The organism is Streptomyces sp. NPDC048479 (assembly GCF_040651435.1).
GTDB lineage: Bacteria > Actinomycetota > Actinomycetes > Streptomycetales > Streptomycetaceae > Streptomyces.
This window is the reverse complement of the sequence record NZ_JBEZKA010000038.1, coordinates 1-26,490: the sequence shown is the minus strand read 5'-3', so window position 1 is coordinate 26,490 and position 26,490 is coordinate 1. Positions and strand designations below refer to the sequence as shown.

The 26,490-nt window shown below is 65.3% G+C and carries 17 protein-coding genes and 9 pseudogenes; 15 read left to right on the top strand and 11 right to left on the bottom strand.

Annotated elements, in window-relative coordinates:
• Positions 1-406: 406 nt before the first annotated feature.
• Positions 407-1,258 carry an IclR family transcriptional regulator gene (locus tag AB0D12_RS36065; protein ID WP_362692760.1) on the bottom strand — a complete coding sequence of 284 codons (852 nt, stop codon included), beginning with the start codon at positions 1,256-1,258 and terminating at the stop codon, positions 407-409.
• Positions 1,259-2,027: 769 nt separating this feature from the next.
• Between AB0D12_RS36065 and AB0D12_RS36060 the strand changes: the two genes are divergently transcribed.
• From AB0D12_RS36060 to AB0D12_RS36050, 3 genes and pseudogenes are all read left to right on the top strand, one after another.
• The gene (locus AB0D12_RS36060) at positions 2,028-3,077 is read left to right on the top strand and encodes an FAD-dependent oxidoreductase (protein ID WP_362692757.1); all 1,050 of its coding nucleotides are present in this window, start codon (positions 2,028-2,030) and stop codon (positions 3,075-3,077) included.
• Positions 3,078-3,093: 16 nt separating this feature from the next.
• A pseudogene (locus AB0D12_RS36055) lies at positions 3,094-3,219 on the top strand (transposase); the annotation flags it as partial.
• Between the two features lie 34 nt (positions 3,220-3,253).
• Positions 3,254-3,472 carry a hypothetical protein gene (locus tag AB0D12_RS36050; RefSeq protein WP_362692848.1) on the top strand — a complete coding sequence of 73 codons (219 nt, stop codon included), beginning with the start codon at positions 3,254-3,256 and terminating at the stop codon, positions 3,470-3,472.
• A gap of 577 nt (positions 3,473-4,049) precedes the next feature.
• On the opposite strand, the gene AB0D12_RS36045 is transcribed toward AB0D12_RS36050, so the two are convergent.
• Positions 4,050-5,156 (bottom strand): glycosyltransferase, encoded by a 1,107-nt coding sequence (locus AB0D12_RS36045; RefSeq protein WP_362692754.1) that lies wholly within the window; start codon positions 5,154-5,156, stop codon positions 4,050-4,052.
• Positions 5,157-5,431: 275 nt separating this feature from the next.
• Between AB0D12_RS36045 and AB0D12_RS36040 the strand changes: the two genes are divergently transcribed.
• A complete protein-coding gene (locus AB0D12_RS36040) occupies positions 5,432-6,337 on the top strand; it encodes a hypothetical protein (RefSeq protein WP_362692751.1) in 906 nt (301 codons plus the stop codon).
• 130 nt (positions 6,338-6,467) lie between these two features.
• Here the strand turns inward: AB0D12_RS36040 and AB0D12_RS36035 are convergent.
• Positions 6,468-6,602 (bottom strand): annotated as a pseudogene (locus AB0D12_RS36035) (IS30 family transposase); the annotation flags it as partial.
• A gap of 240 nt (positions 6,603-6,842) precedes the next feature.
• Here AB0D12_RS36035 and AB0D12_RS36030 point away from each other — a divergent pair.
• Positions 6,843-7,717 (top strand): annotated as a pseudogene (locus AB0D12_RS36030) (IS5 family transposase).
• A gap of 22 nt (positions 7,718-7,739) precedes the next feature.
• Here AB0D12_RS36030 and AB0D12_RS36025 read toward each other — a convergent pair.
• Positions 7,740-7,985 (bottom strand): annotated as a pseudogene (locus AB0D12_RS36025) (IS1380 family transposase); the annotation flags it as partial.
• 400 nt (positions 7,986-8,385) lie between these two features.
• Here AB0D12_RS36025 and AB0D12_RS36020 point away from each other — a divergent pair.
• The 3 genes from AB0D12_RS36020 to AB0D12_RS36010 all read left to right on the top strand — a co-directional run bounded on the left by AB0D12_RS36020 (position 8,386) and on the right by AB0D12_RS36010 (position 11,540).
• Positions 8,386-9,194 (top strand): IS5 family transposase gene (locus tag AB0D12_RS36020; protein WP_362692746.1). Its coding sequence is split into 2 segments (ribosomal slippage): positions 8,386-8,728 and positions 8,728-9,194, totalling 810 coding nucleotides; the frame shifts between segments, so codons are not numbered across the junction.
• Positions 9,195-9,584: 390 nt separating this feature from the next.
• The gene (locus AB0D12_RS36015) at positions 9,585-10,070 is read left to right on the top strand and encodes an ATP-binding protein (protein WP_362692743.1); all 486 of its coding nucleotides are present in this window, start codon (positions 9,585-9,587) and stop codon (positions 10,068-10,070) included.
• Between the two features lie 639 nt (positions 10,071-10,709).
• Positions 10,710-11,540, top strand: coding sequence for a substrate-binding domain-containing protein (locus AB0D12_RS36010; RefSeq protein ID WP_362692740.1), 831 nt, complete (start codon positions 10,710-10,712; stop codon positions 11,538-11,540).
• 65 nt (positions 11,541-11,605) lie between these two features.
• Here AB0D12_RS36010 and AB0D12_RS36005 read toward each other — a convergent pair whose 3' ends face one another.
• Positions 11,606-12,922 (bottom strand): PAS domain-containing protein, encoded by a 1,317-nt coding sequence (locus AB0D12_RS36005; RefSeq protein WP_362692737.1) that lies wholly within the window; start codon positions 12,920-12,922, stop codon positions 11,606-11,608.
• A 1,420-nt stretch (positions 12,923-14,342) separates the two neighbouring features.
• Between AB0D12_RS36005 and AB0D12_RS36000 the strand changes: the two genes are divergently transcribed.
• Together AB0D12_RS36000 and AB0D12_RS35995 are read left to right on the top strand one after the other, a co-directional pair.
• Positions 14,343-14,483, top strand: a complete 141-nt coding sequence (locus AB0D12_RS36000; RefSeq protein ID WP_362692734.1) for a hypothetical protein — start codon at positions 14,343-14,345, stop codon at positions 14,481-14,483.
• Between the two features lie 6 nt (positions 14,484-14,489).
• Positions 14,490-14,813 (top strand): hypothetical protein, encoded by a 324-nt coding sequence (locus AB0D12_RS35995; RefSeq protein WP_362692731.1) that lies wholly within the window; start codon positions 14,490-14,492, stop codon positions 14,811-14,813.
• Positions 14,814-14,949: 136 nt separating this feature from the next.
• Here the strand turns inward: AB0D12_RS35995 and AB0D12_RS35990 are convergent, their stop codons facing one another.
• Positions 14,950-16,032 (bottom strand): IS110 family transposase, encoded by a 1,083-nt coding sequence (locus AB0D12_RS35990; RefSeq protein ID WP_362692728.1) that lies wholly within the window; start codon positions 16,030-16,032, stop codon positions 14,950-14,952.
• 524 nt (positions 16,033-16,556) lie between these two features.
• Here AB0D12_RS35990 and AB0D12_RS35985 point away from each other — a divergent pair.
• Positions 16,557-17,751: pseudogene (locus tag AB0D12_RS35985) on the top strand (IS110 family transposase).
• 73 nt (positions 17,752-17,824) lie between these two features.
• On the opposite strand, the pseudogene AB0D12_RS35980 reads toward AB0D12_RS35985, so the two are convergent.
• From AB0D12_RS35980 to AB0D12_RS35970, 3 genes and pseudogenes are all read right to left on the bottom strand, one after another.
• Positions 17,825-17,989 (bottom strand): annotated as a pseudogene (locus tag AB0D12_RS35980) (IS3 family transposase); the annotation flags it as partial.
• Between the two features lie 70 nt (positions 17,990-18,059).
• Positions 18,060-18,710: pseudogene (locus AB0D12_RS35975) on the bottom strand (IS3 family transposase); the annotation flags it as partial.
• Between the two features lie 20 nt (positions 18,711-18,730).
• On the bottom strand, positions 18,731-19,060 hold the full coding sequence (locus tag AB0D12_RS35970; RefSeq protein WP_362692726.1) for a transposase: 330 nt from the start codon (positions 19,058-19,060) through the stop codon (positions 18,731-18,733).
• Between the two features lie 80 nt (positions 19,061-19,140).
• Between AB0D12_RS35970 and AB0D12_RS35965 the strand changes: the two genes are divergently transcribed.
• From AB0D12_RS35965 to AB0D12_RS35955, 3 genes and pseudogenes are all read left to right on the top strand, one after another.
• Positions 19,141-20,349, top strand: a complete 1,209-nt coding sequence (locus AB0D12_RS35965; RefSeq protein WP_362692724.1) for a transposase — start codon at positions 19,141-19,143, stop codon at positions 20,347-20,349.
• Between the two features lie 370 nt (positions 20,350-20,719).
• Positions 20,720-22,501, top strand: coding sequence for a ricin-type beta-trefoil lectin domain protein (locus tag AB0D12_RS35960; RefSeq protein WP_362692722.1), 1,782 nt, complete (start codon positions 20,720-20,722; stop codon positions 22,499-22,501).
• A 962-nt stretch (positions 22,502-23,463) separates the two neighbouring features.
• Positions 23,464-23,990 (top strand): annotated as a pseudogene (locus AB0D12_RS35955) (transposase).
• Between the two features lie 495 nt (positions 23,991-24,485).
• Here AB0D12_RS35955 and AB0D12_RS35950 read toward each other — a convergent pair.
• Entirely contained in the window at positions 24,486-25,124 is a 639-nt protein-coding gene (locus AB0D12_RS35950) for an RICIN domain-containing protein (RefSeq protein WP_362692719.1), read from the bottom strand.
• A 570-nt stretch (positions 25,125-25,694) separates the two neighbouring features.
• Here AB0D12_RS35950 and AB0D12_RS35945 point away from each other — a divergent pair.
• Positions 25,695-25,970: pseudogene (locus AB0D12_RS35945) on the top strand (integrase core domain-containing protein); the annotation flags it as partial.
• 20 nt (positions 25,971-25,990) lie between these two features.
• On the opposite strand, the gene AB0D12_RS35940 reads toward AB0D12_RS35945, so the two are convergent.
• The gene (locus AB0D12_RS35940) at positions 25,991-26,266 is read right to left on the bottom strand and encodes a hypothetical protein (RefSeq protein ID WP_362692716.1); all 276 of its coding nucleotides are present in this window, start codon (positions 26,264-26,266) and stop codon (positions 25,991-25,993) included.
• Positions 26,267-26,490: the final 224 nt, after the last annotated feature.

The following is a 26,490-nucleotide window of genomic DNA, read 5'->3' as shown; positions in this document are numbered from 1 at the left end:
CTCCCTTGCGTGACCTGCAAAAACGCTAACTACCCGGCCTTGGGGAAACGCCCCTCCGTTGGAAAATCCGCAAACTGGCTGGTGTGGTCCTTTTGTTAGACGCCACCCGCTTATCGAGTCGAACAGGGTTCCTGATGGGGTGATCGCGCGAGGGTGACGCATGACAGCAGGGCCTCTTGGTAGTTCGGGTGGTGCGAACCGAACCGAGTACCAGGAGGCCCCTCCGCCCGCGACGATCGCGGCATGCCGCCGGGGCTCCCCAGGACTGGCCTGGCCCATGCGCCGCGCTGGATGTCGAATAGCCGCGGATGGCGGCGAAGCACAGGCTGGGACCAGGCACCGTCTCTTCATCGGCGACGAGACGAGGGAACTGCCTCCTGGTGCATCGTCGCCTGGTCTGGTCAGTTCATCGCGAGGTGCGGTGGGCTGGTGGTGTCCGATACCTGCGTTCCGTCGCAGTGTCGCCTGGAGTGCCTTCAGCTGATGCGCTGATGTGTCCCAGGGCGTGGGAGAGCTGCGTCGCGTATCGGATCGTGAGCTTGCCGGCGGCGTCGAGCCTGTCCTTGAGGCGGTGGCGAGGAGCACTTACATTGACTGCGGCTATCACGTGGCCCCGAAAGTCGCGTACGGGCGCCGAGACGCCGACCAGGCCCTCTTCCAGCTCGCCGTCGACCTTGGCGTAGCCGGCACTGCGGATCGCACGCAGTTCCTCGATCAGGGCATCCACACTTCGCACCCGCTGTGTCTGGGGTGCTTGCCGAAGGGTTTCGTCGGTGAAGGAGGCGCGTACTACGGCATCCTCCCAATCGGAGATGAGTACACGTCCGGCGGAAGTCTGCGCTACGGGTACCGTCAAGCCCTCCCATCCCATGCTGCGGAACGCGTGAGGCGCGGATTCGGTCAACAAGGTCATCACGCTGTGGCCGCGCAGGGCGCACAGGTATGCCGTCTCGCGTATCTGCGCGACGAGACGGCGCAGGCAAGGGGAAGCGGTGTATACGAGGCGGCTCTCGCGCGTGGATGCTGCGAGCGCGTAGAGCCGCCACCCGCACCGGTATGCCAGTGTGTCGGCGTCTCTGTCGACCAGTCCTTCTTCCTTCATACTGGCCAAGGCGCGAGAGATCTGGCTCTTCTCGCGGCCTGTCAACTGGGCGATTCGCATGACGCCCAGCCCGGCTCCCCGGATGGCCTCCGGGCTGCAGAGCACTTCCAGGATTTCCAGATCACGGCGAAGGCCGATAGCCGTGCGTGCACTCATGAGACTCACCCCTTGTCGCAACCGCAGGAACCTTCGGAAAGCCGAGCCGACTGCGCTTTCAGCGGGGCGGATTCCGCCTCTTGAGGCCGCAAAGCCGTTGGGGTTCTGGTTGAAGGGCCTGAGAACCCAACGCAGCGCCTTTTGTATCTTTGGGGGCTTCGTGAAGAGGGCCTGTCATGGTGCCCACTCCGATCTGCTGCCGTGGACGGGCGGCACAACACCGTCGGACTACATGCCGTGGACCACTGGGAGACCGCATGCCTACGGTGCAAGTCGCGATACACCTCACTAGCCCCTTTAATCGGGTCCACAAGGGGTAGCAGCGACACAGCTCCACTGTGGCGCTCGCGTGCACGAATCTCCATGCTTATCGGAGCCCGGCCGGAGCGGATCCGCTCGAAAAGGGCTCAGAAGTATATTGATCCCTAATTTATCGGATGCTAGAATTCCGAGATTTTGTCCTGAATGTAGCGGATCCGCTACAAGTTGCCGGTTCGGCCTCTTGACAACCGAAGGAACGGTTCTTTAGGAGTGAGAGGTCCGCAGAAGGGGCGGCTGCACAGCAGCTGTTGCTGCGCGGGAATACGGTTCTATGGTGGGTGCGAGCAGGGGCAGCGCCGTTGGCACTTTTAGAGGAAGTGCCGAAGGATACGGAAATGCCGTCCCCGCATTTATTCATGGTCCCGGCGCAGACCTGATATAGGCAGAACGGCTGCGACGAGGACTCTGAGTAACGCCTTGGAGATCGCGTTCGTTTGGGACAGTAACCGTGCCGACCGTCGCAGGAGGTAGTGCTGTGAACAGACAGCGTGTCACCGGATGCCCACCTTCTCGTGTGCAGGCTGCCGCAGTGTCCAATCATCTTCACGCCAGACCGCACCATCGGTTGCTGGTCGTGGGCGGAGGGCCTGCGGGCGTGGCTGCCGCGACAGCCGCAGCACGAGCTGGCTGCCGAGTGCTGCTCGCAGAACGCGCCCGGCATCTGGGAGGACAGCTGGCATTGGCCGGCCGGGCAATGGCCCATCGTGAAATCTGGCAGCGTTGGCTGGCGTGGGCTGAGGCTGAACTGGCCGAAGTGGCGGTCGAGGTCACGACGAACACCCGGATCGTCAAGGAAGACTGCGCGTCCTGGGACAGGGTGGTGGTGGCAACCGGCGCCAGGCCGGCAGGGCCGCTTCCCGAGCTTCCCGGACGGATTGCTGTGGTGGACGCATGGTCAGCCATCATCCGTCCGGCTCCATTGCGCGGCTCCCTCGTGGTCCTTGACCGGGAGGGAGGCTGGTCGGCACTGGACGCAGCGGAAGTGCTTGCCACGCACGGACACGCGGTTTGTATGGTGACGGAGGAGTCTGCTCCAGGGCACCTGCTGCGGCAGCACGAGCAGAGCGCGTATCTGAGTAGGCTCGATGCCCTTGCTGTCCGGGTTCTGCCACACAGCAAGCTGATCATTGACAGGAACGGGGACCCGAGGGCAGTCCTCCACGACCTCCACTCTGGAGCAAGTTCGCCACTCGCAGATCATGTGGGGGCAGTCGTCGTAGCTTCTGGACGTACATCAGAGTGCAGGCTGTGGTCCGAGCTGACCTCAATGCCTAACGTCCAGCGGGTGGGGGATGCGGTGGAGCCTCGCTGTCTGGAAGACGCCATCATCGAGGGAACCCGAGCCCTCCAGCCGCTCCATCCCCCCGGGGGACCCGCGGCTGTTCGCCGGCACGGCTGCGGGCGGCGTACTGGTATAGGAGGGGATGCCGACGCGCGGCCGCGGCCGCAGCAAGCTACAAGCATGTGGCAGCAGAGGGCGTGCGAAGGCTGCAGGTAGGGTCGGTGGCTCAGATATCACCAAGTACCGGCGCAGGGCCTTCACCGACGCCATGCTCACCAGGCGTGAAGAGATTATGAAAGAGGTCTGCGCCGACTTCGATGCCGAACTGAAACAGTTCAACGGCGAAGAGGACCACGTCCCCTGCTTGTGCACTGAGTCTTTGCCAACCAACCGTGCTCCGCCAGCAGCGCGGCTTTGTCGGCACTGCGGGCAGGGCAGATTCCGACGAGGGCATTGCCGACGATGGCGTGCATGAAGTGACCGTCCAGCCGCAGGACGACGGTGCGTCCGGCGAGAGCGAAGCCGATCTGGTACCCGTTGCCCGCGATCGAGACGCGGCCATCGCGTTGGACCTTCCGCTCGACTTCGACGGCCTGGCCGGCAGCCAGTGACGTCTTGCCTTCACCCGTGGCAGCGCCACAGGGGCCGGCCGGGCGGGCCCTGTGGCGCTGCCAGGAAGGCCAGGTCGTCGGGCAGCAGTCTGGAGCCGATGGTCCGCACGAGGTACCCGTCGAGCAGGATGTGGACGCTGCGTAGGCCAGCCAGATCGTCAGGGTGCGGCCGGCGAGGGCCTGGTTGACCCCGACCCGCTGCTTTCCCGGGCCCAGTGAGATCTCGCCGCTAGGGGAACCCGCATCTCGACTGCTGCCTCGCCGGGTGCGTCCGCCGACGGTTCGATGACATCGGGCGCTGTTGGCCCCGTCGGTCGCCTGGTGGCCGATGATGGCGGACCGTCCCCGCGGGCTGGTCCGTGTGGGCGGAACAGCGTGGCCGGACGGCCATGTCCAGTGGCTGGTGGGGACGTTGGTGGTTGTAGGCGCGTGCCCCAGCTGTTGATGGCCTGCGGGATGGGGCCAGCGACTCGAGCGAATATTTCCTGGGAGCGGCCATGGTCGATGTTCCTCTCATGAGAACCATCTGACCCTCTGTCAGCATCCTCCGCATCTCGGGGGAACCTCACTTGGGCTTTCAGTTTTTCTTCGGGCCCGCCCGCAGTGCCTTTGGCACCTGAACTGCGGCGGTCGGTTCAGGGATCGTGGCCAACCGCTTCGCGGAGAATTTGCGGTTGGCGACCGTCTGCTTGCGATGAGCCTCGGGAAGGTCGGGCATCGCCAGAAGGCGGTCGCACGCCTGGAGCGAGCCGGCGTAGTCGCCCACCCAGTAGGCAGTGATCGAGAACTCGAACAGCAGCCCGTAGCGGTACACCCACGGCTGGATGAACAGCAGGTCGTCCGGCGGCTCCTGGCCCAGCACGGCACGGACGATCGCATTCGCGGCATGATTGCGGCCCAGTTTGCGCAGCCGCGCGGAGAGTTCGTAACACGCTTCGAGCCGCTGTGGACGCGACTCCCAGGCGCGGAAGAGGGCGTCCATCGCTCCCGGCCAGTCGTCGGAATCGGCCCTGAGAATCCCGGCCTGCAACAGCGAGTAGTACACCTCTTCGACCCAGCCCCCCATCTCGGCGCAGCGTTCGTACAGGGTGATCGCCTCGTCGGTGTTGCCCATGTCGCGCATGGTCTGTGCCAGGTAGAAGACCGTGCGGGCATTGGCGGGGTCGCGCTCCATCTCGGCGCTCAGCAGGCGCGCGTCGCGCTCGAACTTGTCGTGCCGTGAGCCTCCGTCGTGGTAGTCCTCGATGACGAGCGCGTCGAGATTCTCCTGGTCGTGCCGCTGGTCGGCGGTGAGGTACTCGTGGGTGACGCCCTCGTACCGCCAGGCGATGTCGCCGCGGACCAGGCGCTTGATGCGGTACTCGGTCGTGCCCTCGTGCCGGAGCATGTAGGAATCGGCGGTCAGCCGGGGCAGCGGGCCGTCCCGCCTGATCACGAGGTCGGCGTCGAGGAGGAGCAGATAGTCGGCCTTGCCGCGGGCGTGCCTGATGTTCAGGGTCCGGTTGTGACCGAAGTTGACCCAGGGCTCCTCGTGCAACTCGCCCGGGATGCCGTGCATTGCCGCACGGATCAGCTCCTGGGTTCCGTCGGTCGAACCGGTGTCCGAGATCACCCAGGTGTCCACCAGGTCACGCACGGAGGCGAGGCATCGCTCGATGACTTTCGACTCGTTCTTGACAATCATGCACAGGCATACGGACGGCTTCACAGCATCACCACTTCCGGCGGGTCGGTCCGGCGGCGACCCTATGCAGCGGACTCAGCGGCGCTGGTGATGGCACGCCGACGGCCCGTGCCGGTTCGCTGCCGCGTACGCACCCATTGGTGTGATCTCATAGGCCATTGCGTTGATAGCTTCGCGAGGCTCTCAAGGCGTTGTGTCCGCGATCCGATGATCCCGTAGGAAGCTCGAACTCGCTTCTGAAGCATCACTCGAACTCGTTCAAAAAGGAGCAGCGCATGAGTCCTGAACACAGGACCAAGTCCCCGCTGGGCCCGCTTCCCAGGCGGCGTGCCTGGATGAACGGCGCCGCGATCGCGTCACTCGGGCTCGTGCTTACGGGACTGGCGAGTCCCGCGATTGCCGTGGCGCAGACTGCCCAGGCGAACGCCGTTGTCGCGGCCGGCTCATCGACCAGAGACAAGTGCAACAGCAGGCCGAAGACGCAGCTCAAGGTGGCGGCCTCGCCGCAGGCAGTGGGCGGCAACGACAGGTGCAAGGGTGCCACGGGTGCCACCGGAGCGACGGGTGCCACGGGTGCCACCGGGCCGGCCGGCACCGGTGCCACGGGTGCCACGGGTGCCACCGGAGCGACGGGTGCCACGGGTGGCACCGGGCCGGCCGGCACCGGTGCCACGGGTGCCACCGGAGCGACGGGTGCCACCGGAGCGACGGGTGCCACCGGAGCGACGGGTGCCACGGGTGCCACCGGTGCCACGGGTGACACCGGCGACAGCGGGGAGTGCAACAGCTTCAGCACCTACAACCCCCTCGTTGTCGACGCGGTCGCCACCCACCAGATCAGCGCCGCGCTCTTCGACCCGGACGGCGCGGGCCCGCTCCCGGTTGAGGCCCACGCGGGCGCCCGGACGGTCCCGATCCTGGGCGGCGTCCTCCCCAACCCCGGCGTCTACACCTGGACGGAAATCAGCGACGACACCACCTTCCCGCTGGACGCCTGTTCCATCTCGGTGGCCAGTAACGGGCTGTCGGTAATCGTGCCGGATGGCGTCTCGGTCCAGGTGCTGACCAGGCCCGGGGTCGTGTATCAGACCGAGTGCACCTTGCTCCCCTTGGTCCCGCTGATCTCCCCCCCAAGCCTTGCGTGCGACGACAACTGGACACTGGTAACGGCGCAGCCGTAGCCTCCTCCGGGCGCTCGACTCGGCTAGCGGTTCTGGTCAGGTTGCAGTACTGACCTGGTCCGGATCGTGGCACGGCCCCCCTCTCACGCTGGCGGTTTCTAGGGATCGTCGCAACACCTGGTTGGTTTGATCAGGTGGTGAGCAGTTTATGCAGGCGCTCGGCTGGGGTTTCCCAGCCGAGCGTTTTGCGTGGGCGGCCGTTGAGTTCGGTGGCGACTGCGTTGAGGTGGTCGCGGGTGTGGACGGCAAGGTCGGTGCCCTTGGGTGCCTCTGTGTTTGTCAACCTCGTTGGCGCAGGGGCGTAGGCTCGGCTTTGGCGGGTCTGGGAAGTGACTTGTCCGAAGAGCTGAACTGGCGCATCCGCACCCCGGTGAACGTCTCCACCCACAACGGCTCAGCCCTCAACACCCCACGCATACAAGTGAAATGCCCTGAACACGACCTTCTGCAACACGCTTTAGGGTCTGTTGCGAAAGTGGATCTTGATCGGTGATGATCACATGCTGTGGCGCGTGGCGATCTGACAGATGAACAGTGGTCCCGGCTCGAGCCGTTGTTGCCGAAGGGCAAGAAGGCCGGGCTGCCGCCGGTATGGACAAGGCGGCAGCTCATAGACGGCATACGGTGGCGGACCCGGGCGGGGACGCCGTGGCGTGACGTGCCCGACCGGTACGGCCCGTGGGACCGGGTGTACGACCTGTTCCGCAATTGGCAGCGCAACGGCACATGGCATCGGATTCTGGAACAGTTGCAGGCCGATGCTGATGCGAAAGGCCTGATCACCTGGGACGTCAGCGTGGACTCCACGGTCTGCCGCGCTCACCAGCACGCCGCAGGGGCCCGTAAAAAGGGGATCTGCAAAAGGAGCCACCCGGCGGTGTCTTCACCGAGCCCGACGACCACGGACTCGGACGCTCCCGGGGCGGCCTGACCACGAAAATCCACCTCGCCACCGAGCAGGGACAGAAACTGCTGTCGCTGCACATCACTGCCGGCCACCGGCACGACAGCCCCTACTTCCGACCCGTGCTCGAGAAGATCCGGGTGCCTCGCCCCGGACCTGGTCGACCGCGCACCAGACCCGGCAGGGTCCGGGGCGACAAGGCCTACGGTTCCCGCGCGAACCGCGCTTACCTGCGCAGACGCCGGATCGCCTGCACGATCCCGGAGAAGGCGGACCAGATCCGCAACCGAAAGAACCTTGGCTCCCGCGGAGGCAGGCCACCGAAGTTCGACCGGGAGGACTACAAACAACGACACGCGGTCGAGTGCGGCATCAACCGCCTCAAGAGACACCGTGCAGTGGCGACAAGGTACGACAAACTCGCCGTCCGCTACGAGGCAACCGTGCTGGTCGCAGCCCTCAACGAATGGCTTTGACCAGCACTTTCGCAACAGGCCCTAGTCGCCAGGCCGTGGGCGTGGATGCCACCGGGCCGAACACCTCGGCCTGGTCCCGCAGGACGGCCAGATCCGTGATGGTCTCGCCGCCGTCGGCGAGCATCACCGCCAGGTCGGTCATGATCCGGCCCGCGTCGTGGCCGGTTCCGCGCGGGCGCAACAGCCGCCGCGCGGTGGAGTACGCATGGGTCAGCCCGGTCGCATCGGCGAGATCCGCCAGCAGCCTGGCTCCGGCATGCCCGACCACCCCCGAGCCGTCGCGGACACCACAACCCTGGGACGCGAACCGTAGCCTGCACGCAGAAAGTGCCTTCCGCTTGGAACGAAAAAACCCCCTAGACAAGGTTCATCGCCCCAGCTCAGGAAGGCACTTTCGCGTTCGCGGCACCAACCGGCCCCGCGCCAACCGAAACGGCGAGGTTAGGGCGCCGAAGTCATCGAGGCTGACCGGCTTCCGCCGGCTCAACCACCGCTACGAACGCCAACCCCGCAACTACCTGGCTTTCCTCGGCCTCACCGCCGCCCTCTGCTGCTACAAACGACTCCTTCGCCTCACCGCATGGGGGACACCTGTCTTACTGATCGTTTCAGAATGAATTTCGGTGTGGGGCTTGGCGGTTGGGTGTTGTGTCGGCAGGATTTGGTAGGTGTCTGTTGACCTTGTGCCTGATGACCTGTGGGAACGTGTCGCGCCGCTGTTGCCGGCCCGTGCGCCTCGGCGGCATCGGTATCCCGGGCGGTTGCCGGTGGATGACCGGGCTGCATTGCGGGGCATCGTTTACGTGCTGTGCAAGAGCGTGAGCTGGCGGGACGTTCCCGCGGAGCAGGTCGGTTGCAGCGGGGTGACGGCCTGGCGGCGTCTGCGGGACTGGACGGAAGCCGGCGCCTGGCCCCGGCTGCACGAGTTGCTGCTGGCCGAGTTACGAGCTGCCGGCTTGCTGGACATGGACGACGCCGCGATCGACGGCTCGCACGTCCGCGCCCTCAAGGGGGGGCTCACACCGGACCTTCGCCGGTCGACCGGGCCCGGCCCGGAAGCAAGCACCACCTGATCGTCGACCGACACGGCACCCCCCTCGCCGTTTCTTTGACCAGCGGAAACCGTCACGATGTCACCCAGCTCATGCCACTGCTGGACGCCATACCCCGCATCCGTGGCCTACGCGGCCGGCCCCGCCACCGGCCCCGGCGGCTCTTCGCCGACCGTGGCTACGACTACGACAAGTACCGGCGTCTCGTCCGGGCTCGTGGGATCACACCCAAGATCGCCCGCCGCGGTGTCCCGCACGGCTCCGGCCTGGGCAAGACCCGCTGGGTCGTCGAGCGCACCTTCGCATGGCTCCACCAGTTCAAACGACTCCGCATCCGCTACGAGATACGCGCCGACCTCCACCTCGGCCTGCTTCAACTCGCCTGCAGCATCATCTGTTTGAGACGACTCCGAACCTCATTCTGAAACGATCAGTTAATCGCCGCGACTTTCCGACTTCTCGAAAGCCATAAACTAAAAAGTCAAGCGGTCGTGCCCGGATTTTTAGCGGATCCGCTAAATTTGGGGCGGGTAAGGGTGCGGGAATATAGCGCTGCAACGTGATGAGAGTCAAGGGGGGTTCTGGCTCCTTTTGGTCAGATCCGCTGCTGCGGGGCCTCGACAAGTGTGGTGATTCCTGTACGCGCCCGCCACAGTGGAGCTGTGTCGTTGTTTCCCGTGTTGAATTAGGCGCTCCGGTAATGCACATCGCGACAGCACCGTGAGGACACGGGAACCCTAGTATCCATCCACACGCAGTCCCGTACAGCGTTTGCTTCCCGGGCCACCCGACCCGAGCACAACGGAGTAGGCATCATGACCGTTCAAGAAATTCCCTCACTGTCTTGCGGGAAGAGAGACGAGTCTCGCGCACCGTGTTGGGAACTCGGATGTTCAGCGGCAGCGTCAGGTCAAGCGCGGAGACTGGTGCGCGAGTGGCTCCTGAAGTGGGAACTCACTGAGCTCACCGACACGGCGCTGCTTATTACATCCGAGCTGGTTACCAACGCTATTGTCCATGCGGCCAGCCCTGACGGCGTGGCCCTCTCACTACGGCTGGTGGGGTGCCCGACCGGTGGCTGCTGCGTATGGGTTCTTGTTCGAGACCATGGCTCAGGGACCGCACAGGCCGAACGCGCTGGCCGCTCTGGCAGCTTCGATGACCCCATGGCCTGCTCAGGCAGAGGACTGGACCTGGTTGATCACCTGGCGGAGGCATGGGGAGATGCCACCGACAATTGCTGCCACACCGTATGGGCATGCCTGCGCTGCGATTGTGGATTCCACGGGCATGCACTGTGAAGGCAAACCAGAGGGCGGCCGCCCGTTATGCCAGTGCGATCACACTCCCTCGGCTTGCACCGATGGGCTGCGTTGTGTACGCAGCGCTGTCGTATTAGCTCCGCACACGGGGGTCCATCCCGCTTGAAGAAGGAAACCACGATGACTGCTCGGCAGGTCCTGGTCGACCTGAAGCAGGGGCCGGACACCGTGACTGAGGCGCGGCACGCAGCCTACGATGCCCTGCACGACTGGGGATTGGGCACCTCCGCCGTACCAGTCGTCACCGCTGTTGGCGAGTTGGTATCCCATGCCATCCGCCACGCCCCCGGCGCGCTGAGACTTCAGATCCACCGCTTCGAATGCCACGTGCTAGTAGAGCTCTTCGACACCTCTCCCGCCCCGCCATACATGTTCAGGAGCGGGCTTGACGGTGCGGTGGGGGAGGGCTCGAACCTACGAGGCATCGCGGCCCATTGGGGCTGGGCAGAAGTCAACAGGCCGGACTGGCAAGGAAAGCGCGTGTGGTTTATGCATACGCTGCCTCCCGCCGCCGGCGGGTCGCCGTCGAGGCGCCTTTCTATGCCGCGTCCTCGTACCCCTGCCAGTGGAGACTGCTCTTACCGCAGGCCACCAGTTACACGGCTACCTTTGGTCGCGGTGCTTGTGCCGTTCATCGGGCGCTGGTACTTCAGCTCTGTGCTCGCTGCAGTAGCCCGGGAACTGCAGGAATCAGGTGTGCAATGGACAGTGCACGACCTGTCCGGCAGTTCGGCATCGTGTCAGGACACAGTCGACCTGAACATGCTGAGAGGCCGAGCGGATGCTGTGCTGGTGATTGGCATCGACCTGGATTCCAGTGAGCTCGGCCCCCTGGAGCACGCACGTGCGCCGGTGGCCCTTATCGGGGCCAAGGCCCCCGGCTGCAGCAGCGTGAGGATCGATGACTGCGCCAGCGCGCAACGTGCGGTGAACTATTTGGCGAACCTGGGTCACGAACGGATCGCCCTGATCGGCGGCAGCCACGCAGAGCCCCTGCATGTCACGGCCCCGATGGACCGGCGCATCGGCTACCGGCAAGCCTTGCGAGCGCACAACCTGCCCTGTGATCCGACGCTGGAGATACAAAGCGACTTCTCCGTAAGCGGAGGCGAGCGAGCGATGGCCACCCTCCTGGGCCTTCCCACGCCCCCTACAGCCGTGTTCGCCGCGTGCGACGAGATGGCCTTCGGCGCTATGCGCGTCCTTCGCGACTCCGGCGTCCGAACCCCTGAGAGCATGTCGGTTGTCGGCTTCGACGACCACGACATGAGTGACCTCCTCGGCCTGACCACCGTGGCTCAACCCGTAGCCGAGCAGGGCCGGATAGCCGCACGGGCGCTGCTCACTGCACTGAAGGAACCCAACCAGGCCCCTCAGGACATTTTGCTGCCGACCCATCTGGCCATACGGGCCACCGCAGGCCCACCCCTGCAAGGGGCGGACTGGTAGCACAGGGCGCGGTCCGCCGCGCCCTGCCCACAACCGTGCGGTTCGCTCCGCACGCTGTGCGTCCGTCAGCAGTGCTGAGAGTCCGGCGTCAGAAGCCCCTTCTCGTACGCCCGGGCGACCAGATGCGCCCTGTTTGTCGCGCCGAGGCGGCGCCTCAGGCTGGTCAGCCGCAACCGCACCGTGGACTCTCCCATCTGCAGGAGCCGGGCCGCCTGGCTGTCACTCGCGCCGCTTGCCACCGCGGTGAGCAGCTTTAGATCGCTCTGCTCCCATAGGCTGGGTTTATGCCGGGGTGCGGGAACTTTGCACTGCTTTGCGTTGATCATGACGAGGACCGCGCACGGTGTCCCTTTGGCGCCGCGGACCATAGTCAGCAGAGCGGATATGGTCACAGGTGCTCCGTCGGGCCGGGCCATGCCCTTGTCCAGACGGTACTGCGACCGGCGGCCCTTGAGGAATTCGCTCATGCGCACGCGTTCCTGCTCCGTCTCGGCGAGCGGCACGATCTCCGCGAGGTTCCGGCCCCGCAGGCTGGATCTGCTCGCTGCCAGCAGATCCGCGAAGGCACCGTTGGTGTCAGTGATGACGAGATTCAGGTCAGTGATGACGTGTGCGGTCGGGGAGTGATCGAAGATCGCGCTCCAGAAAGCGTCGCGTTCGGCTAGGAGGCCCCGCGTCCGCGTCTCCTCGCTTTTGTCGATGAAGACTGCTCCTACAGCTTTCTTATCTGATTCATGGACAGGAAACTGGTATCCGACGCAGCGTCCAGGAGACCCGTCCTCGCGCAGGAAGAACCTGTCGAATGCCCGGCCCTGCTGCTCGGCCAGGACCTGGGCGTCGTACTGGCCATCAAGCTCGGGCAGTGCCGTGGTGTCAATCTCGGCGTAGGTCCGGCCGACCACCTGCTCCAATGTCAGTCCCGTTTCGCGTAGGACGGCCGGACTGACCCAGGTAAAACGCAGTTCAGCATCCTTGATGTAGGCGTAGATGGGCAGAGCCATCAAGCACTGCGCGAAGCAGCTGTCTGCAGGCGCCGGTGTGGGCGACTGCTCGCCGTGGCTTGTTTCTTCGAGGATTCCGCCGGTCAGAACGGCGCCTGTTCGCCGGCGCACAGGGAACAGATAGCCGCTCAGTTCCTCTCCGTCCGGCGTGGGGAGGCTTATGCGTTGGCTTGCCAGTTCTGGACTCCGCTGGACCGTGCGCGGGCCGAGCTCGTCGAGCAGGCTTCCGGAGGAGCTGCTCGTGCCTCGGCTGTCGAGATAAGTCAGCATGGTGCGGTTGCCCCAAGCGAAGCGGCCCTGCGTGTCTGCAAGAAACGCCAACTGCGTGCTCTGTTGCGCAGAGAGCTTGAACTCTGCTTCGCTGCGGATGAACAGGGTCACGTCCATGGCGTAGCCAAACGACGAGGAGGCTTTCCCCTCCAGGTCCTGTCGGATACCTGTGTGGACCTGCAGCAGCCTACCGGCCTTGTGGACAAAGTGGGATGACTGCATGTCGAGTGGGACTGTCTCCGGGGGCAGGCCGAAGAACTCTGCGACAGTACACCCTTGTGCAAGAGCCGACTTTGCTTCGGAAGGTTCGAAGATGGCACCGAGTGACATGGTGATGCGTGACTCGGAATCTGTCACCCACATGTTCAAAGGAGTCTGGGAAAGATCCTGGAAGGAAGGCGTAAAACATCTTCCTTCATTTTCATCGCTGTATGGGCGAATCGCCCTGCATTCACTGTCCATGCTTCTCAGACCAAAAGGTCGAAGCGGTGCGGAGGGAGCCGAGGGCTATGCCATTGAGGTGCATGGCTCCCGCCCGCAGATATAGCTTGGGTCTGCTAACCCCGAGCCTGGAAGACGAACGTCGCTAATTCCTCCGGACCCCGCGACTGCTTCTGTCCGTTTTGCGACTTGTCTCGACAGTGCGTGACTGGATTGGCGGGCGGCCTCCGTGAGGCGGCCGCGCGCCTTACGTGAAGAAAAGGATGATCATGATGCCTCACACTCCTGCTGCCAGTTGAGTTACGGACCGGTGGTCCGGTTGTCACTCCGGCTGACCTGCCGGTCCGTGCTCGCCTGCAGGCCAGTCTAGTGCCTAGGCAACAGTTGTCAAGACATTTATTGCTATGACATTAAAATGTTGGGCGTCCGGAGGTGGAGGGCTCATGCTGCCCGCGGGAGAGCTGCTGCTAGGAGGAAAGTGCTAGTGGTGCAGTGAGCTTTGATCGGAGGTGCTGGGTGGGCGGTTTGTGGAGCTGGTGCCGCGGAGTAGTACGTCCGGGAGCTGCTGGGCCGGTGGAGCGGAATAGCTGGCAAGCGGTGGCACCGTGAACGGCCTGGCCAGGCGCTGCCGCCGGGTGGCAAGGAGGGCGACACTGAGCGCCGCCCTGACGCCTGCTGGCCCGGCATCGATCCCGCCGCCCTCGCTTGCCTGCGCTCGGCCAGAACGTGACCGGCTTGGTCGTGGACATCCAAGCCGTATTCGTCCCCTGCCACTCGGAGAAGGACCGCCCGCTGCTGTGCTTCCTGGACAAACCGGGGCAGACCTGGCCGGAGTGCTGCGGCCGGAGCCAACACCGCCGCCGACCACAACACCGTCCTGCACACGGCCCTGCTCCAAATTCCCTACGCCCACCGCCATGGCACCTCGATCCTCATCCGCGCCGACAGCGCCGGAGACGCGAAAGCGTTCCTCGCCCACGTCCGAGCCCCTACGCGACCAGGCATCCACGCCTCCTTCTCCGTCGGATGCGCCGTTACCGACCCAGTCCGCCCCGCGATCCGAGCCCTGTCCGAGCATCTCCGGCACCCCGTGCTGGAGCAGGACGGCACCCTGCGGAGCCCCGCGCCGACCGGCATGGTGATCCTGGCCGACCACACGGACGACACCCGGATCATCGTGCGGCGCGAGCGCCCGCACCCCGGCGCCCAGCTGTCCTTGTTCGACCCGTAGGAGGGCATGCGCCACCAGGTCTTCCTCAGGGACACCCCCTACGGCGCAGGCTCCCCGCAGCGGCGGGAGGTCAGCCACCGGGCGCACGCCCGCGCCGAGGACCGCATCCGCTGCGGCAAGATCACCGGCCTCGGCCGTTTCCCCTCCCGCAACTTCGCCCTCAACACCGTCTGGCTCGAGTTCGCGCTGACCGCCATCGACCTGCTCGCCTGGGCCCACTCCCTCCTGCTGGAAGCCGAGTTGGCCACCGCCGAGCCAAAGAAGCTCATCTCCCGTCGTGGGGGCCGCCCCCTCCACCTGCGGATCGCCGCAACGTGGGTGGAGGCATGAACTGGCGAACCCCTTCGCCTGCCCGGGTCGGCCGCCTGACCAGCGGCACCGCCCCCGCCCACCCACGACCGAGGACACCCGGAGAACCCGTCCCCAGCGTCGGGCCCCCAGCCATCCCCGAGGCTGCTATGTCGTGTCAAGCGGCCTGAGTAAGTTCCTCGATGCTCCCGGTCTTGGTTCGGTCAGTCCGTTCGAGGGCCTTGAAGATCTGACGGCAGATGACGCGCTTGAGGCATCGCTGCGCGTCGCGGGAGGTCTTCCCCTCGGTGATTCTGCGGGCGACGTACGCCTTCGTGGCGGGGTCAAGCCGCATACGGATCAGGGTGACGGTGTGCATTGCCCGGTTGAGCTGCCGGTCTCCGCTCCGGTTGAGCCGGTGCCGGTTGGTGAGCCCGGAGGAGGCGGGGATCGGCGAGACGCCGGCGAAGGACGAGAAGGCAGCTTCTGAGCGGAACCGACCCTGGTGGGACCAGCTGACCAGGATCTGGGCTGCGGTGATCGGCCCGACGCCGAGCAAGCCGAGGAGCTCTGGGGCGACCCCCCTGACCAGGGTGAGGATCTCTTTTTCGAGTTCTTTGGCCTCGACTTGCAGGGCCTGGACGCGTTGGGCGGTGGACCGAAGGGCCCGTGCTGTCATCCGGTGCTCAAGATCCTGAGCTGGGCGGTCCCGGAGCTGGGCACAGTAGGTGACCTGGACCGGACGCTTGAGTTTCCGCAGCTCGGCGCGGAGGCCGTCAGGCGCGGAGACGATCAGGGCTTTGAGCTGGTTGATCGCAGCCGTGGAGGCGAGGACCGCGCCGTGGCGGGTGGCGAGAAGTACACGCAGTGCCTCGCGCTCCCCGCGGAGCCGGGGCTGGATCAGGTGCTCGGTGGCCAGGGCCTCCTTCGCGGCCCGGATAGCGTCGAGCATGTCGGTCTTGCGTCCGCCCCGGTTGGTGGCCCGCTTGGGCCGGCAGACCTCGACGACGTGCTCGCCGGCCTGGCTGAGGAAGGACGCGAGTCCGGCGCCGTAACTGCCGATGCCTTCCAGAGCCCAGCAGCGGCGTCCTGGGACATGCTCACGGGCGAAGTCCAGCAGACGACGGTAACCGCGGGCGTTGGCCGGGGAGTCGGTACTGGCCAGGACGGCGCCGATGGGACTGACCGCCGCTGCCGCGAGGGTGTCCCGGTGGGTATCGACGCCGATGACGCCGTCGACCTGTTCTGCGAGGATGGCCACGCGGTTGTTCTCCTTGATGGGCGGACGGCTGTAGTCGGCGTCGGCCTGGATGGAGTCACCGCGTGGCAGAACTGTGATGAGTCACGCCGCAAGGCGGACAAGCTGCTGATCAAGCCAACGGGTGGGCCAGGCCGACGCCGATGTCCGGCAGACATCTCGGGGGAACGGCAGCCCCTGACAGGGCGCCAGTTATCTTGCGAGTCATGCCGGATCACCGGCGCCGAGCCTGGCAGCAACCCATCCCGGGCCGCAGAAGAACTCTCACAGTTATCTTCTTGGCGGTCCTGCAAGAGGGCCGCTGGCCTCCGGGCCCGGCATGACTGTGTCCCCCTGTCCGAGATGACCTGGGGGGTGGTGTTCACCGGGCCCGGGAGGTGCCGTCGGAGACGCTGAGGAGAGGTCCGGCCACCGTCCGGTCCGGCGCAATGCCGGACAGTCGCGGGCGACAGGTCTGCATAACGTGGATGCGCGTGTACGACACCGATGCCGAGGCCAGCACCGCCAACCCCCTGGGAATGGGTGCGATGTTCGACACCGGCGACGTGGGCGTTTTCCTCGGCCTGGACGTCGGCAAGACTGCTCACCACGGCCACGGGCTGACGCCGGCCGGGAAGAAGGTCTTCGACAAGCCGCTGCCCAACAGCGAGCCCAAGCTGCGGACCGTGTTCGACAAGCTGGCCGCGAAGTTCGGCACGGTGCTGTTGATCGTGGACCAGCCTGCCTCGATCGGCGCCCTGCCGCTGACCGTCGCACGGGATGCGGGCTGCAAGGTCGCCTACCTGCCCGGACTGGCGATGCGGCGAATCGCCGATCTCTACCCAGGCGAGGCAAAGATGGACGCGAAGGACGCCGCGGTCATCGCGGACGCCGCCCGCACCATGCCGCACACCCTGCGCTCGCTGGAGCTGACCGACGAGATCACCGCCGAACTCACCGTTCTCGTGGGCTTCGACCAGGACCTCGCGGCCGAGGCCACCCGCACCTCCAACCGGATACGCGGCCTGCTCACCCAGTTCCATCCCAGCCTCGAACGTGTTCTTGGGCCCCGGCTCGATCACCAGGCCGTGACCTGGCTGCTGGAACGCTACGGATCCCCGCAGGCTCTGCGGAAGGCCGGCCGCCGCAGGCTGGTCGAGGTGATCCGGCCCAAGGCCCCGCGCATGGCCGCCCGCCTGATCGACGAGGTCTTCGACGCGCTCGACGAGCAGACCGTCGTCGTCCCCGGCACCGGCACGCTCGACATCGTGGTCCCGTCCCTGGCCCGCCAGCTCGCGGCCGTCCACGAACAACGCCGGGCTCTGGAAGCCCAGATCAACACCCTGCTGGAGGCACACCCTCTTTCCCAGGTCCTGATCTCGATGCCGGGGGTCGCGGTCAGGACCGCTGCAGTGCTGCTGGTGACCGTCGGCGACGGCACCAGCTTCCCCAGCGCCGGACACCTCGCCTCCTATGCCGGCCTCGCCCCGACCACGAAGTCGTCGGGCACCTCGATCCACGGCGAACACGCACCCCGCGGCGGCAACCGCCAGCTCAAACGGGCGATGTTCCTCTCCGCGTTCGCCGCCCTGCACGACCCCACCTCCCGCACCTACTACGACGGCCCGCGGAAAGACCCATACACAAGCCCTCCTCCGCCTCGCCCGACACCGCATCAGCGTGCTCTTCGCGATGCTCCGCGACGGCACCTTCTACGAACACCGAACCCCACGCCTCGCTTGACGAAAGACATAGAGGCACCCCCACGACACGCAGCCGACGACCACTGTCAATCCCCTCGAGTCGTGGAGATCCTTTAAGCGGCCAGCTCCAAGGAGGAGTTGGCCCGGTGGTCGTGTTCGTAGTCGATCGGGCTGTGGTATCCACACACGCTGTGTAGCCGGCGGGCGTTGTAGAACCCGGTGATCCACGTCGCGACCCGGATGCGGGCCTCGGCGCGGGTGGCGAAGGTGTGCCGGTGGACGTACTCGACCTTGAGTACGCTGTTGAACGCCTCGCTGACGGCGTTGTCGAAGCAAGCCGACCCGGCCCATGGACTGGGTCACGCCCAGGCGGCGGCAGGCCCGCTTGAACCGCCGGGACACGTACTCCGACCCCCTGTCGCTGTGAAAGATCACGCCCTTGACGTCGCCACCACGGGTCGCGGCGGCCATATGCAGGGAGGCGACGACGAGTTCGGCATCGTGGCGCTCGCCCATGGCGTAGCCGAGCAGGCGGCGCGAGAACAGATCGATCACCGTGGCCAGGTAGAGCTTGCCCTCGCTCGTGACGATCTCCGTCATGTCTCCGGCCCAGACCTGGTCGGGGGCATCCGCGCTGAAGTCACGGCGCACGAAGTCCGGGGCCGCGGCCCGCCTGCCGGGTCGTGTGAGCCCGCGGCGTCGGCGGATCTTCCGTCCGGCCAGGCCGAGTTCGGCCATGGCCCTGGCAACGGTGTTCACCGAGACGCGCCACCCCTGTCTTACGAGCGTGATCCAGATCTTCGGCGAACCGTAGGTGCCGCCCGACTCGTCGAAGATGTGCTGGATCGCGTCGGCCAGCTTCCCGCGCCGCATCTCCCGGGCGGTGGCAGGTCTGTCGCGCCACTTGTAGAACCACGACTCGCTCACGCCCAGGACACGGCATGTCACGGTGTGCGGAATGTTCTGCTCGGCCTTGCAGTCGCTGATCACCCCGACCATGGCGGCCGGGTTCGCGGCAGCTACTTCACCCACAAGGCCATGCAGCGTTTGAAGACATCGCGCTCCATCTCCAGCTCGCGGATGCGCTTGTTCTTCTCGCTCATCTCGCGCCGCAGCCGCTCCAGCTCCGTACGCTCGCCGTCCCGCAGCCGGCCGCCCGAGGCGGCAGGCGCCGGCCGGTCGGAGGAGGCCGAACCGTTCCTCCTCCAGCGTGAAACCCAGCTGTGCAGCGTGCCCGGATGAACCCCGAGGCCCTCGGCGACCTCCGGAATCGGCTTCCCCGTCTCGATCACGATGCGTACAGCACCCTCACGAAACTCGGCGTCGTACTTCTGTTGCTTGGACCCCATGAACCTCAACTTCCCCTGATATCACGGACTCCACGCTACGAGGGGACCCTCACACGGACTCCACGCATGTTCTGGCCGCAGTGCGCTCTTTGAACCGGATGGAGTTCGTCGGCGAGACACTGCGGGCGGCGCTGGAGGCCCTGGCCGCCGCGGCCCCTGACTGGCTGGCGCCGTTGATCGACTCGTCCTGGGTGGAACGCTACGGGGCCAAAGTCGACAGCTACCGGTTCCCGAAGGGCCAGAACGTCCGCCAGGAATGGGCCGAGCAGGTCGGCCGGGACGGCTTCACACTCCTGGACACCGCTGACCAGGCCACGGCCCCGCTCTGGCTGCGCGAGATCCCAGCAATGAAGGTTCTGCGCCGAGCCTGGGACCAGCAGTATCACCGGGATGCAGAGGAGGTGCGTTGGCGGGAGGGCAAGGACCTCCCGCCGGGCGGAAGGCGCCTGGCCTCCCCTTATGACCTCGATGCTCGCTACGGCATCAAGCGCGGTTCGGGCTGGACCGGCTTCAAGACTCACCTGACCGAGACGTGCGAGCCCGACTCGCTCCATGTGATCACCAACGTGGAGACCACCAGCGCAACCGTCGACGACACCGAGATGACCGAAGTCATCCATCAACACCTGGACAAGCGTCAGTTGCTGCCCGACGAGCACGTCGTGGACGCCGGCTACGTCACCGCGGCCCACATCCTGACCGCCCGCGACGACCACAGCATTACCTTGCTCGGACCCGTCGGCGCCGACACGCACCATGCCCAACGCGGTAACGGCGAGCAGGCCCCCGACCTGACCCAGGCCGCCTTCCAAGTGAACTGGGACGCCAAGCAGGTCACCTGCCCCGAAGGATCGGTCAGCATCAGCTGGTCCGACCAGCGCAAACCCAGCGGAACCCCGATCGCCCGCATCCACTTCGCGCTCAAGGACTGCGGCCCATGCCCGCTGCGGCCTCGGTGCACCAAAGCCACGAACGGGAAGTGGGGCCGCAGTCTGACGCTCCTGCCGCGCGAGCAACAGGAAGTCCTGGCCCGGCAACGCGCCGAGCAGCAGACCGAGGAATGGAAGACCCGATACAACATCCGGGCTGGCGTCGAAGGCACGATCGCCCAGGCCGCCCGCCGCACCCACCGGCGACGCACCCCTTACCACGGGCAGGCCAAAACCCATCTCGCGAACCTCCTCTCCGCCACCGCCATCAACCTCATCCGCCTCGACGCCTGGGCGAACGGCACTCCGCTGGGGGAGACCCGCACCTCACACCTCGTCCGCCTCGACCTCGCCGCATGAACGGATCGAATAGCCCTGTCTGCGGATTCCCCAACGAAGTCCTCCAGGTGGGAGCGGAAGTCAAGGAAACACCGTCACTTGATCACAGACGCCTACCAGTAGTCACACCCTGAGGTGAGGATCTTGGACGAGCCGCGCAGTTGCGCCTCTTCCTGTCGAGGCTCCTGCCGGGCTCGGGCTTTGCCGTTAAAAACACGCCTGAGGCTTTACGGCGGCGGTACTGCAATCTGCAGCACGCCGAGAGCAGGCTTCGGGTACTGAGAATGGACTCGGGTGGAGTCCGCCGTGGGCGCCTTGCGGGTTCGTGGTTGAGAGGGAAACTATGAGGCTTAGGCGATGGGGGCGAACAGCGGCGTTCACGGCATGTGGAGTGACAGTTGCGGCAGCAGTGACGATCTTGCCGTTGTCGTATGCCGAGGCTGTTGTTGTTACCGGACTGACCTCAGACGACAATTGGATTCTTGACACTCACGACAACAGAACTCTTGCGGACGGCGGGAGCGCTTCCGGCCGCGTAGCCACGGAATACTGCGAGAAAGTGGGGATCGGTACCGCTTTCGGGCAGTGCCGCCTTCTGGGCTATACGGAAGAGTACCGGAAAGATTACAAGCCGAATTACAGAGTCAGAATCTCCGATCCCGTTCGGAAAAACTGTTCCACGGGGGTCGGACCCCCTGCTTCTTATGCCGTAACAAGATCTAGAACATATCAGGCGACCAATACGACAGGTTGGGATATCAACGTCACTTCAACCGTCAACTTTGATATCAAGCCAGAGGGTATTGGAGTCGGAGGGTCGGTGTCGATCGGCGTAGGGATAAACGGCTCATACTCGTGGGGTACGTCGACCACGGTGACTCAGGCCGATAGCATTCCTGTCCCGGGCGGACACAAGGGCTGGATCGAGGATTTTTCCTATTACGCCACCGCCCACGTAGTGGCTGCAGTGAGCATCCCGGAAGTGGACCCAAGTAAGGCGCCAGCCGGCATGACGCCAGGCCGGTATTGGATCGTCACCGATATTCGCGGTGATCTGCCCGTGCCACACGCCAAGGATAGTGCATCGCGCAACGCACAGCCGTCGGGCGTGGCCCGGGTGTACAAGACCTTTCCTATGACACGGGACGAGCTGAAAGCTACCTGCGGCACCTCGGTTGGATACCCCGACGCCTACGACGGGCCTCCTGAGGAGGAGCCGCCCTATGTCGAGCCCCCCATTGACGGCAGCTCGTCCGTCGGGCAGATCAGATCTGCACTTGGCCCCTGCTTGGATGTGCGCCTCGCAGGCACCGAGGATGGGACGCCAGTGCAGGTGCATGAGTGCAACGGTACCTCGGCCCAAAGATGGACCATGGTCTTCAACGACAACAATAAGGGTCTCACCATTCAAGCCCTCGGGAAGTGCCTTGATGTGGCCGGGGGCCGTACCGGCGACCACACACCAGTCCAACTCTGGCACTGCAACGAAAGCACCGCCCAAACGTGGCAATACACAGCCGCCACCGGGGTCATCATGAACCCCGCTTCCGGCAGATGCCTGGATGTTCCTCAGGGCTGGAACGATTTCCAACTGATTATCTACGAATGCAATAACGAAGACAACCAGAAATGGAACGCTCCTGGGCACATCACTAACGACCCCACGGCGGGGGAAAACAACCCCCAGCTCCCCTCTGATCCCGATCCGTCACCCGCGCCGCCGCCGCCCCCACCCCCTACGGGTGACGGCGTCTTCACGGTGGGCGGGAGCACCACGATCGTATTCGTGGGGACCGGCGCCTGCCTGGATGTTCCCCAATCGAACACCGCTAACGGCACGGGCGTGCAGCTGTATCCCTGCCATGGTGGCAAAAACCAGCAATGGACACCTGGGCCGATGTCGAGAATTGAAGCCCTCGGTAAGTGCCTTGATATCCGCGACGGCTCTACCTCCGACGGCACCGAAGTCGTGCTCAACGACTGCAACGCAAGCGCCTCCCAGATGTGGTCCTACAATGACGTCCAACTCATAAACAGCCAGGCCATCGGCAAGTGCCTGGAAACTCCCACCGGCGCTAACGGACGCCCCCTGATCATCCGCACCTGCAACCGAAACGTAACCAACCAGAAATGGCAGGCTGACAGGGACGCGGGTTTCAACAGAATCAGATGAGTCAGGAACTCTGTTCTGAAGTTCCCCCGAGATGTCGGACACTCGATGTCTACGCTGCGAGAGTGTGACCTTGCTCGTGCCGTTGGTCCCTGAGCTCACACGTCCCAGTGTCCAGGAGTCCACATCAACGGGGAATTTCAGTCGCTGCGCGGCTGGTACAAGCGGGGCCGAGGCGGGCGCGGGTCTCGGGGACGGTTCGGGCTTCGGCTTCGGGTTGATGTGACGGAGTGGGTGGCGCGTGGCCGGCCGGTCAGCCGGCAGGCCGCCGTGGTCCCCAACTGGCCCTGGACACCAACGAACGCCTCGTCGATCACCGGCGCGGCAGCATCGGTCGGTCGCGCTCTCGGAGAGCAGTTCCGAGAGCGCGTTGGCTTTCCCATGACTTCCAGGCCGCGTCCCGGCGAGCCAGGTCCTTCTCCAGTGGGCGACCTTCTTGCGCAGCCGTTCCAGTTCAGCCTGCTCGGCGGCCTTCTTCGGCCGGGCGAGAGAGGCCCGCTGGTCGGTCAGGGCGTCCAGGCCACCGGCATCGCGGGCCTGACACCATTCGATCACGTGTGAGCGGTACAGCCGCTCACGCCGCAGGATCGCGCCCATCTCTCCAGTCGGAGCGGCATCGTACTCAGTGCACCTGGCCGCTCCCGGCTGTCCGACAGCCAAATTGCCAAGCTCGAAAGGGAGTTGGAGCGCGGTCCACTCGCGCACGGCTGGGCTGATCAGCGGTGGACATTGGCCCGTCTGAAGACCCTGATCGTGCCGGATGTTCCACGTCTCCTACACCGCAGAGGGCAGGTGGCGATTGTTGAAGCAGCACGGCTGGTCGTGACAGCGGCCAACACGTCGAGGGATCGAACGCGACGACGATGCCCCGTGGACCTGTGGAAGAAGGAGGTCTGGCAGCGGGTAAAAGCATCGCGGCGGCCTGCGACGGATTGATCGTCTTCGAGGACGAGGCCGGTCAGTCGCTGACGCCGCCGCGAGCCAGAACCTGGGGCCGCAGGAGCTGCACCCCGGTGGTCCGCGTTCGCGGCCGGGCTCGGGCCGGGTATCGATGGCGGGCATCACCTGCTACAAGCCCGGTGAGCGGTCCCGGCTCATCTACTCCGTCCGCGCGTACACCGGACGCAAGGACCAGCCCAAGGGCTTCGGCTGATGCGGCTTCCGCGACCTGCTGATCCGCGCCCGCATCCAGCTCGGCGGCCCGATCGTCCTGGTTGGGGACAACGTCCGCTTGCACCTGACCAAGCCCCTGCGGCAGTTCATCGAAACCAACGCGGACTGACTCACGGTCTTCCAGCTGCCCACCTCCGCGCCCGACCTGAACCCGCAAGAAGGTATCTGGTCACTGGTCAAGCGCGACATCGGCAACCTCGCCGCCGCTGACCCCAGCCAGATCAACCGCGCCGTGAAGCGCAAGCTCAAGATGCTGCAGTACCGACCACAGGTCATCGACGGCTGCCTCGCTGGGTCCACCCTGGTCCTGGACGCGTGAGCTGGTCGGCCGAACGGCGATAGGCCGGGCACGGTCAGAACCCAAAGCAGCTGGCCAGATACGGTAACGGGAGGACCGAGAGCCTGCCTGCCGCTTGCGCTGGTCCTGAACGCGGACGATCCGGTTCATGTCGCGCTCCGAAGGCAGGTTCCGTACCTCAGCGTGCGAGCGCGCTGCACATGCGGGTGCGGTACCGCCTACTTCGAACTCCACACCAGCGAGGTGGAGCCCGCGCCCGCCGGCCCAGCACCGTCGTGGCGGCCGAAGCGCAGCTGGTCACCGAGGCTGGCGAGTGCCCGGTGAGGTCCTGGTCCTCACGCAGGACGGCTACCTGTCGTGGCTGGAAGTCTGTTCATGGAGCCACGACATCGAGGTGACACCCGTCGCACGTCACTGGCTGCAGCCACGCCCTTGACCCCGAACGGCAAGCGTCCAGCGGTCTCCGATCGGCACGACACCACGAGCCGACCGACATCACGAGTTCACGTTCAGTGGCTACATGGGAATGTGCCACTTCTGGTTGGCACCACTATTGCAATCATAGATCTGCAGGCGAGTACTGTTGGTCGTGTTGTAGGCGGGGACGTCCAGGCACTTGGCGGAGCTGGTGTTCACCACTTCATTGGTTGATAGGTTGTAGGACCAATGTTGGATGTCGGTTCCATTACAGTCATAAAGTTGGACGGAAGCGCCAGTGGAGCCGGAGGCCACGTTGAGGCATTTGCCGAGGGCTCGAATGCTGCCATCACCTGCCATCGTCCAGTGCTGGGCAGCGCTGCCATTGCAGTCAAACAGCTGAACCTGAGTGAAGTTAGCGGTACTTGCCTTGGCCACATCCACGCACTTTCCGGCAAGGCCAGTGATTTGTCCGGATGGGCCGCCGGCGGGAGCGGCTTGAGCGGGGGGCGCATCCGTTTCACTGTCGTGCTGGCTCGTGGATTCACCAGAAGAATCTGCCCGCTCAGCGTCCGCAGCCAGGGGAGGAAATTTGGCCTTAGCTGGTTCGCGATTGACCAGGTTGCCTACCTCATCTGCGACAACGTCCTCTGAACTGTCCTCAGACGGCGCAGAGCGTGTGGGCAGCGATGTTCCAGCCGGGCTGGATGGTACAGAAGCGACCGGGGAAGGGGCCATCTTGGGCCAGGCGTCGCTAGGGAAAGGGGCGGGTGCGGCACTCTCCCTGACCCACTGCCTGGTTGATAGGGAGTCCGAGTTCCCCTTTCCGGTAGGGGAGTCGGACCAAAAAAACACACCCGTACATCCAGCTATCGCGGCCACGATCATAAGGAAAGGACTGATTCGCCAGAAGAAGCCTCGCCGTCGGTGCCGTCCGCCGGCCGACGGACTGGATGGCGCTCTACGGCCGGTCATGCATCCTCCCCGGAGCAGTACACGGACCGGCCGGTCTGGCGCAAGCCCGCGATGGGCGATTGTAGGTAGTGCTCCCAGCGCCGGGAAAGACTTGTTGCCCACGCTGCACTGGCTACTTCATAGTGGAGCAGTGTCGGCTTTGTCAGTTGAGCTTTGGGGGCAGAGTCTGCTGAGTCCCTGATGATCTTCGGCTGACGGCCTGGTAACGCATAGTCCGCTCCTGCCAGCGCGGCCGCCGCGGCGGCGAAGCTTCGGATGTCGTAGCGGCTGGGTGCCGGGCAGATGGCCCAGGCTCCTGTGCCGATATCCCGCCCCGGCACCAGAGGCGGGCGCCAGTCCATGAGCGCAGTGGGCAGCAGCGCGGACAACGCGCTTGCGGAATCGTTCAACGCGACGTTCAAACGGGAGACGCTCCAGGGCCGAAAGAGCTGGTCCAGCGCGCGTGAGGCCCGTCTCGACGCGTTCCGCCGGCTCCACCGCTACAACACCAGACGCCGGCTCCACCGCTACAACACCAGACGCCGTCACTCCCGCCTCGGACAACGCAGCCCCATCACCTACGAAACGGCACTCAAGACAGCACCAACTACACTGACCCAAGCCGCATAACCCGTGTCCAGGATTCGGGGTCAAGGCCCCAGTGGCTGTGCGACTGCGTCAACGCCAGGGCGGGCGTACCGGTCCAGCGAACGTACGGAGGCGTACCGGGAGCGGGCCAGCAGCATCGGCGTGCTGGTGCCGTTCTCGGCATCGTGGGTGAGCGCGCTGTGCCGCAAGCGGTGCAGCGTCCAGCCCTGCAGATCCTCCCACGGCTCGGGGCGAGTCAGCGGGTTGGCCAACAGTCGGGTGCTCTCCTCGCAGATCTCCTGGGCCCGGCGGTAGGACAGCCGAACCCGGCCGGTCACGGGGCAGGCGTCCAGCGTTGGGGCTCCGGCGCCCGCGCGGCGCTCGGTGAGAAGCAGTGGCCCCCGGTCACGCCCCGCGATCAGTTGCGGGGCAGTAGCTGAGTGGCGCCGGACTGCCAGTGGATACACTGAGGTCTTTCAGCGTGGCTACCGATCGGGTGATGCCGACGGGGTGCGCAACGCACGAGGTTCCCGTGCCGTTGGGGGAGGTGTTCGAAGTCTCA

Coding starts and splice junctions, on each gene's coding strand:
- AB0D12_RS35950 (WP_362692719.1), bottom strand. CDS start 25,124: ATGGCCCCTTCCCCGGTCGCTTCTGTACCATCCAGCCCGGCTGGAACA.
- AB0D12_RS36045 (WP_362692754.1), bottom strand. CDS start 5,156: ATGATTGTCAAGAACGAGTCGAAAGTCATCGAGCGATGCCTCGCCTCC.
- AB0D12_RS35970 (WP_362692726.1), bottom strand. CDS start 19,060: ATGGGGTCCAAGCAACAGAAGTACGACGCCGAGTTTCGTGAGGGTGCT.
- AB0D12_RS36015 (WP_362692743.1), top strand. CDS start 9,585: ATGACCGTTCAAGAAATTCCCTCACTGTCTTGCGGGAAGAGAGACGAG.
- AB0D12_RS35995 (WP_362692731.1), top strand. CDS start 14,490: ATGCGCCACCAGGTCTTCCTCAGGGACACCCCCTACGGCGCAGGCTCC.
- AB0D12_RS36065 (WP_362692760.1), bottom strand. CDS start 1,258: ATGAGTGCACGCACGGCTATCGGCCTTCGCCGTGATCTGGAAATCCTG.
- AB0D12_RS36040 (WP_362692751.1), top strand. CDS start 5,432: ATGAGTCCTGAACACAGGACCAAGTCCCCGCTGGGCCCGCTTCCCAGG.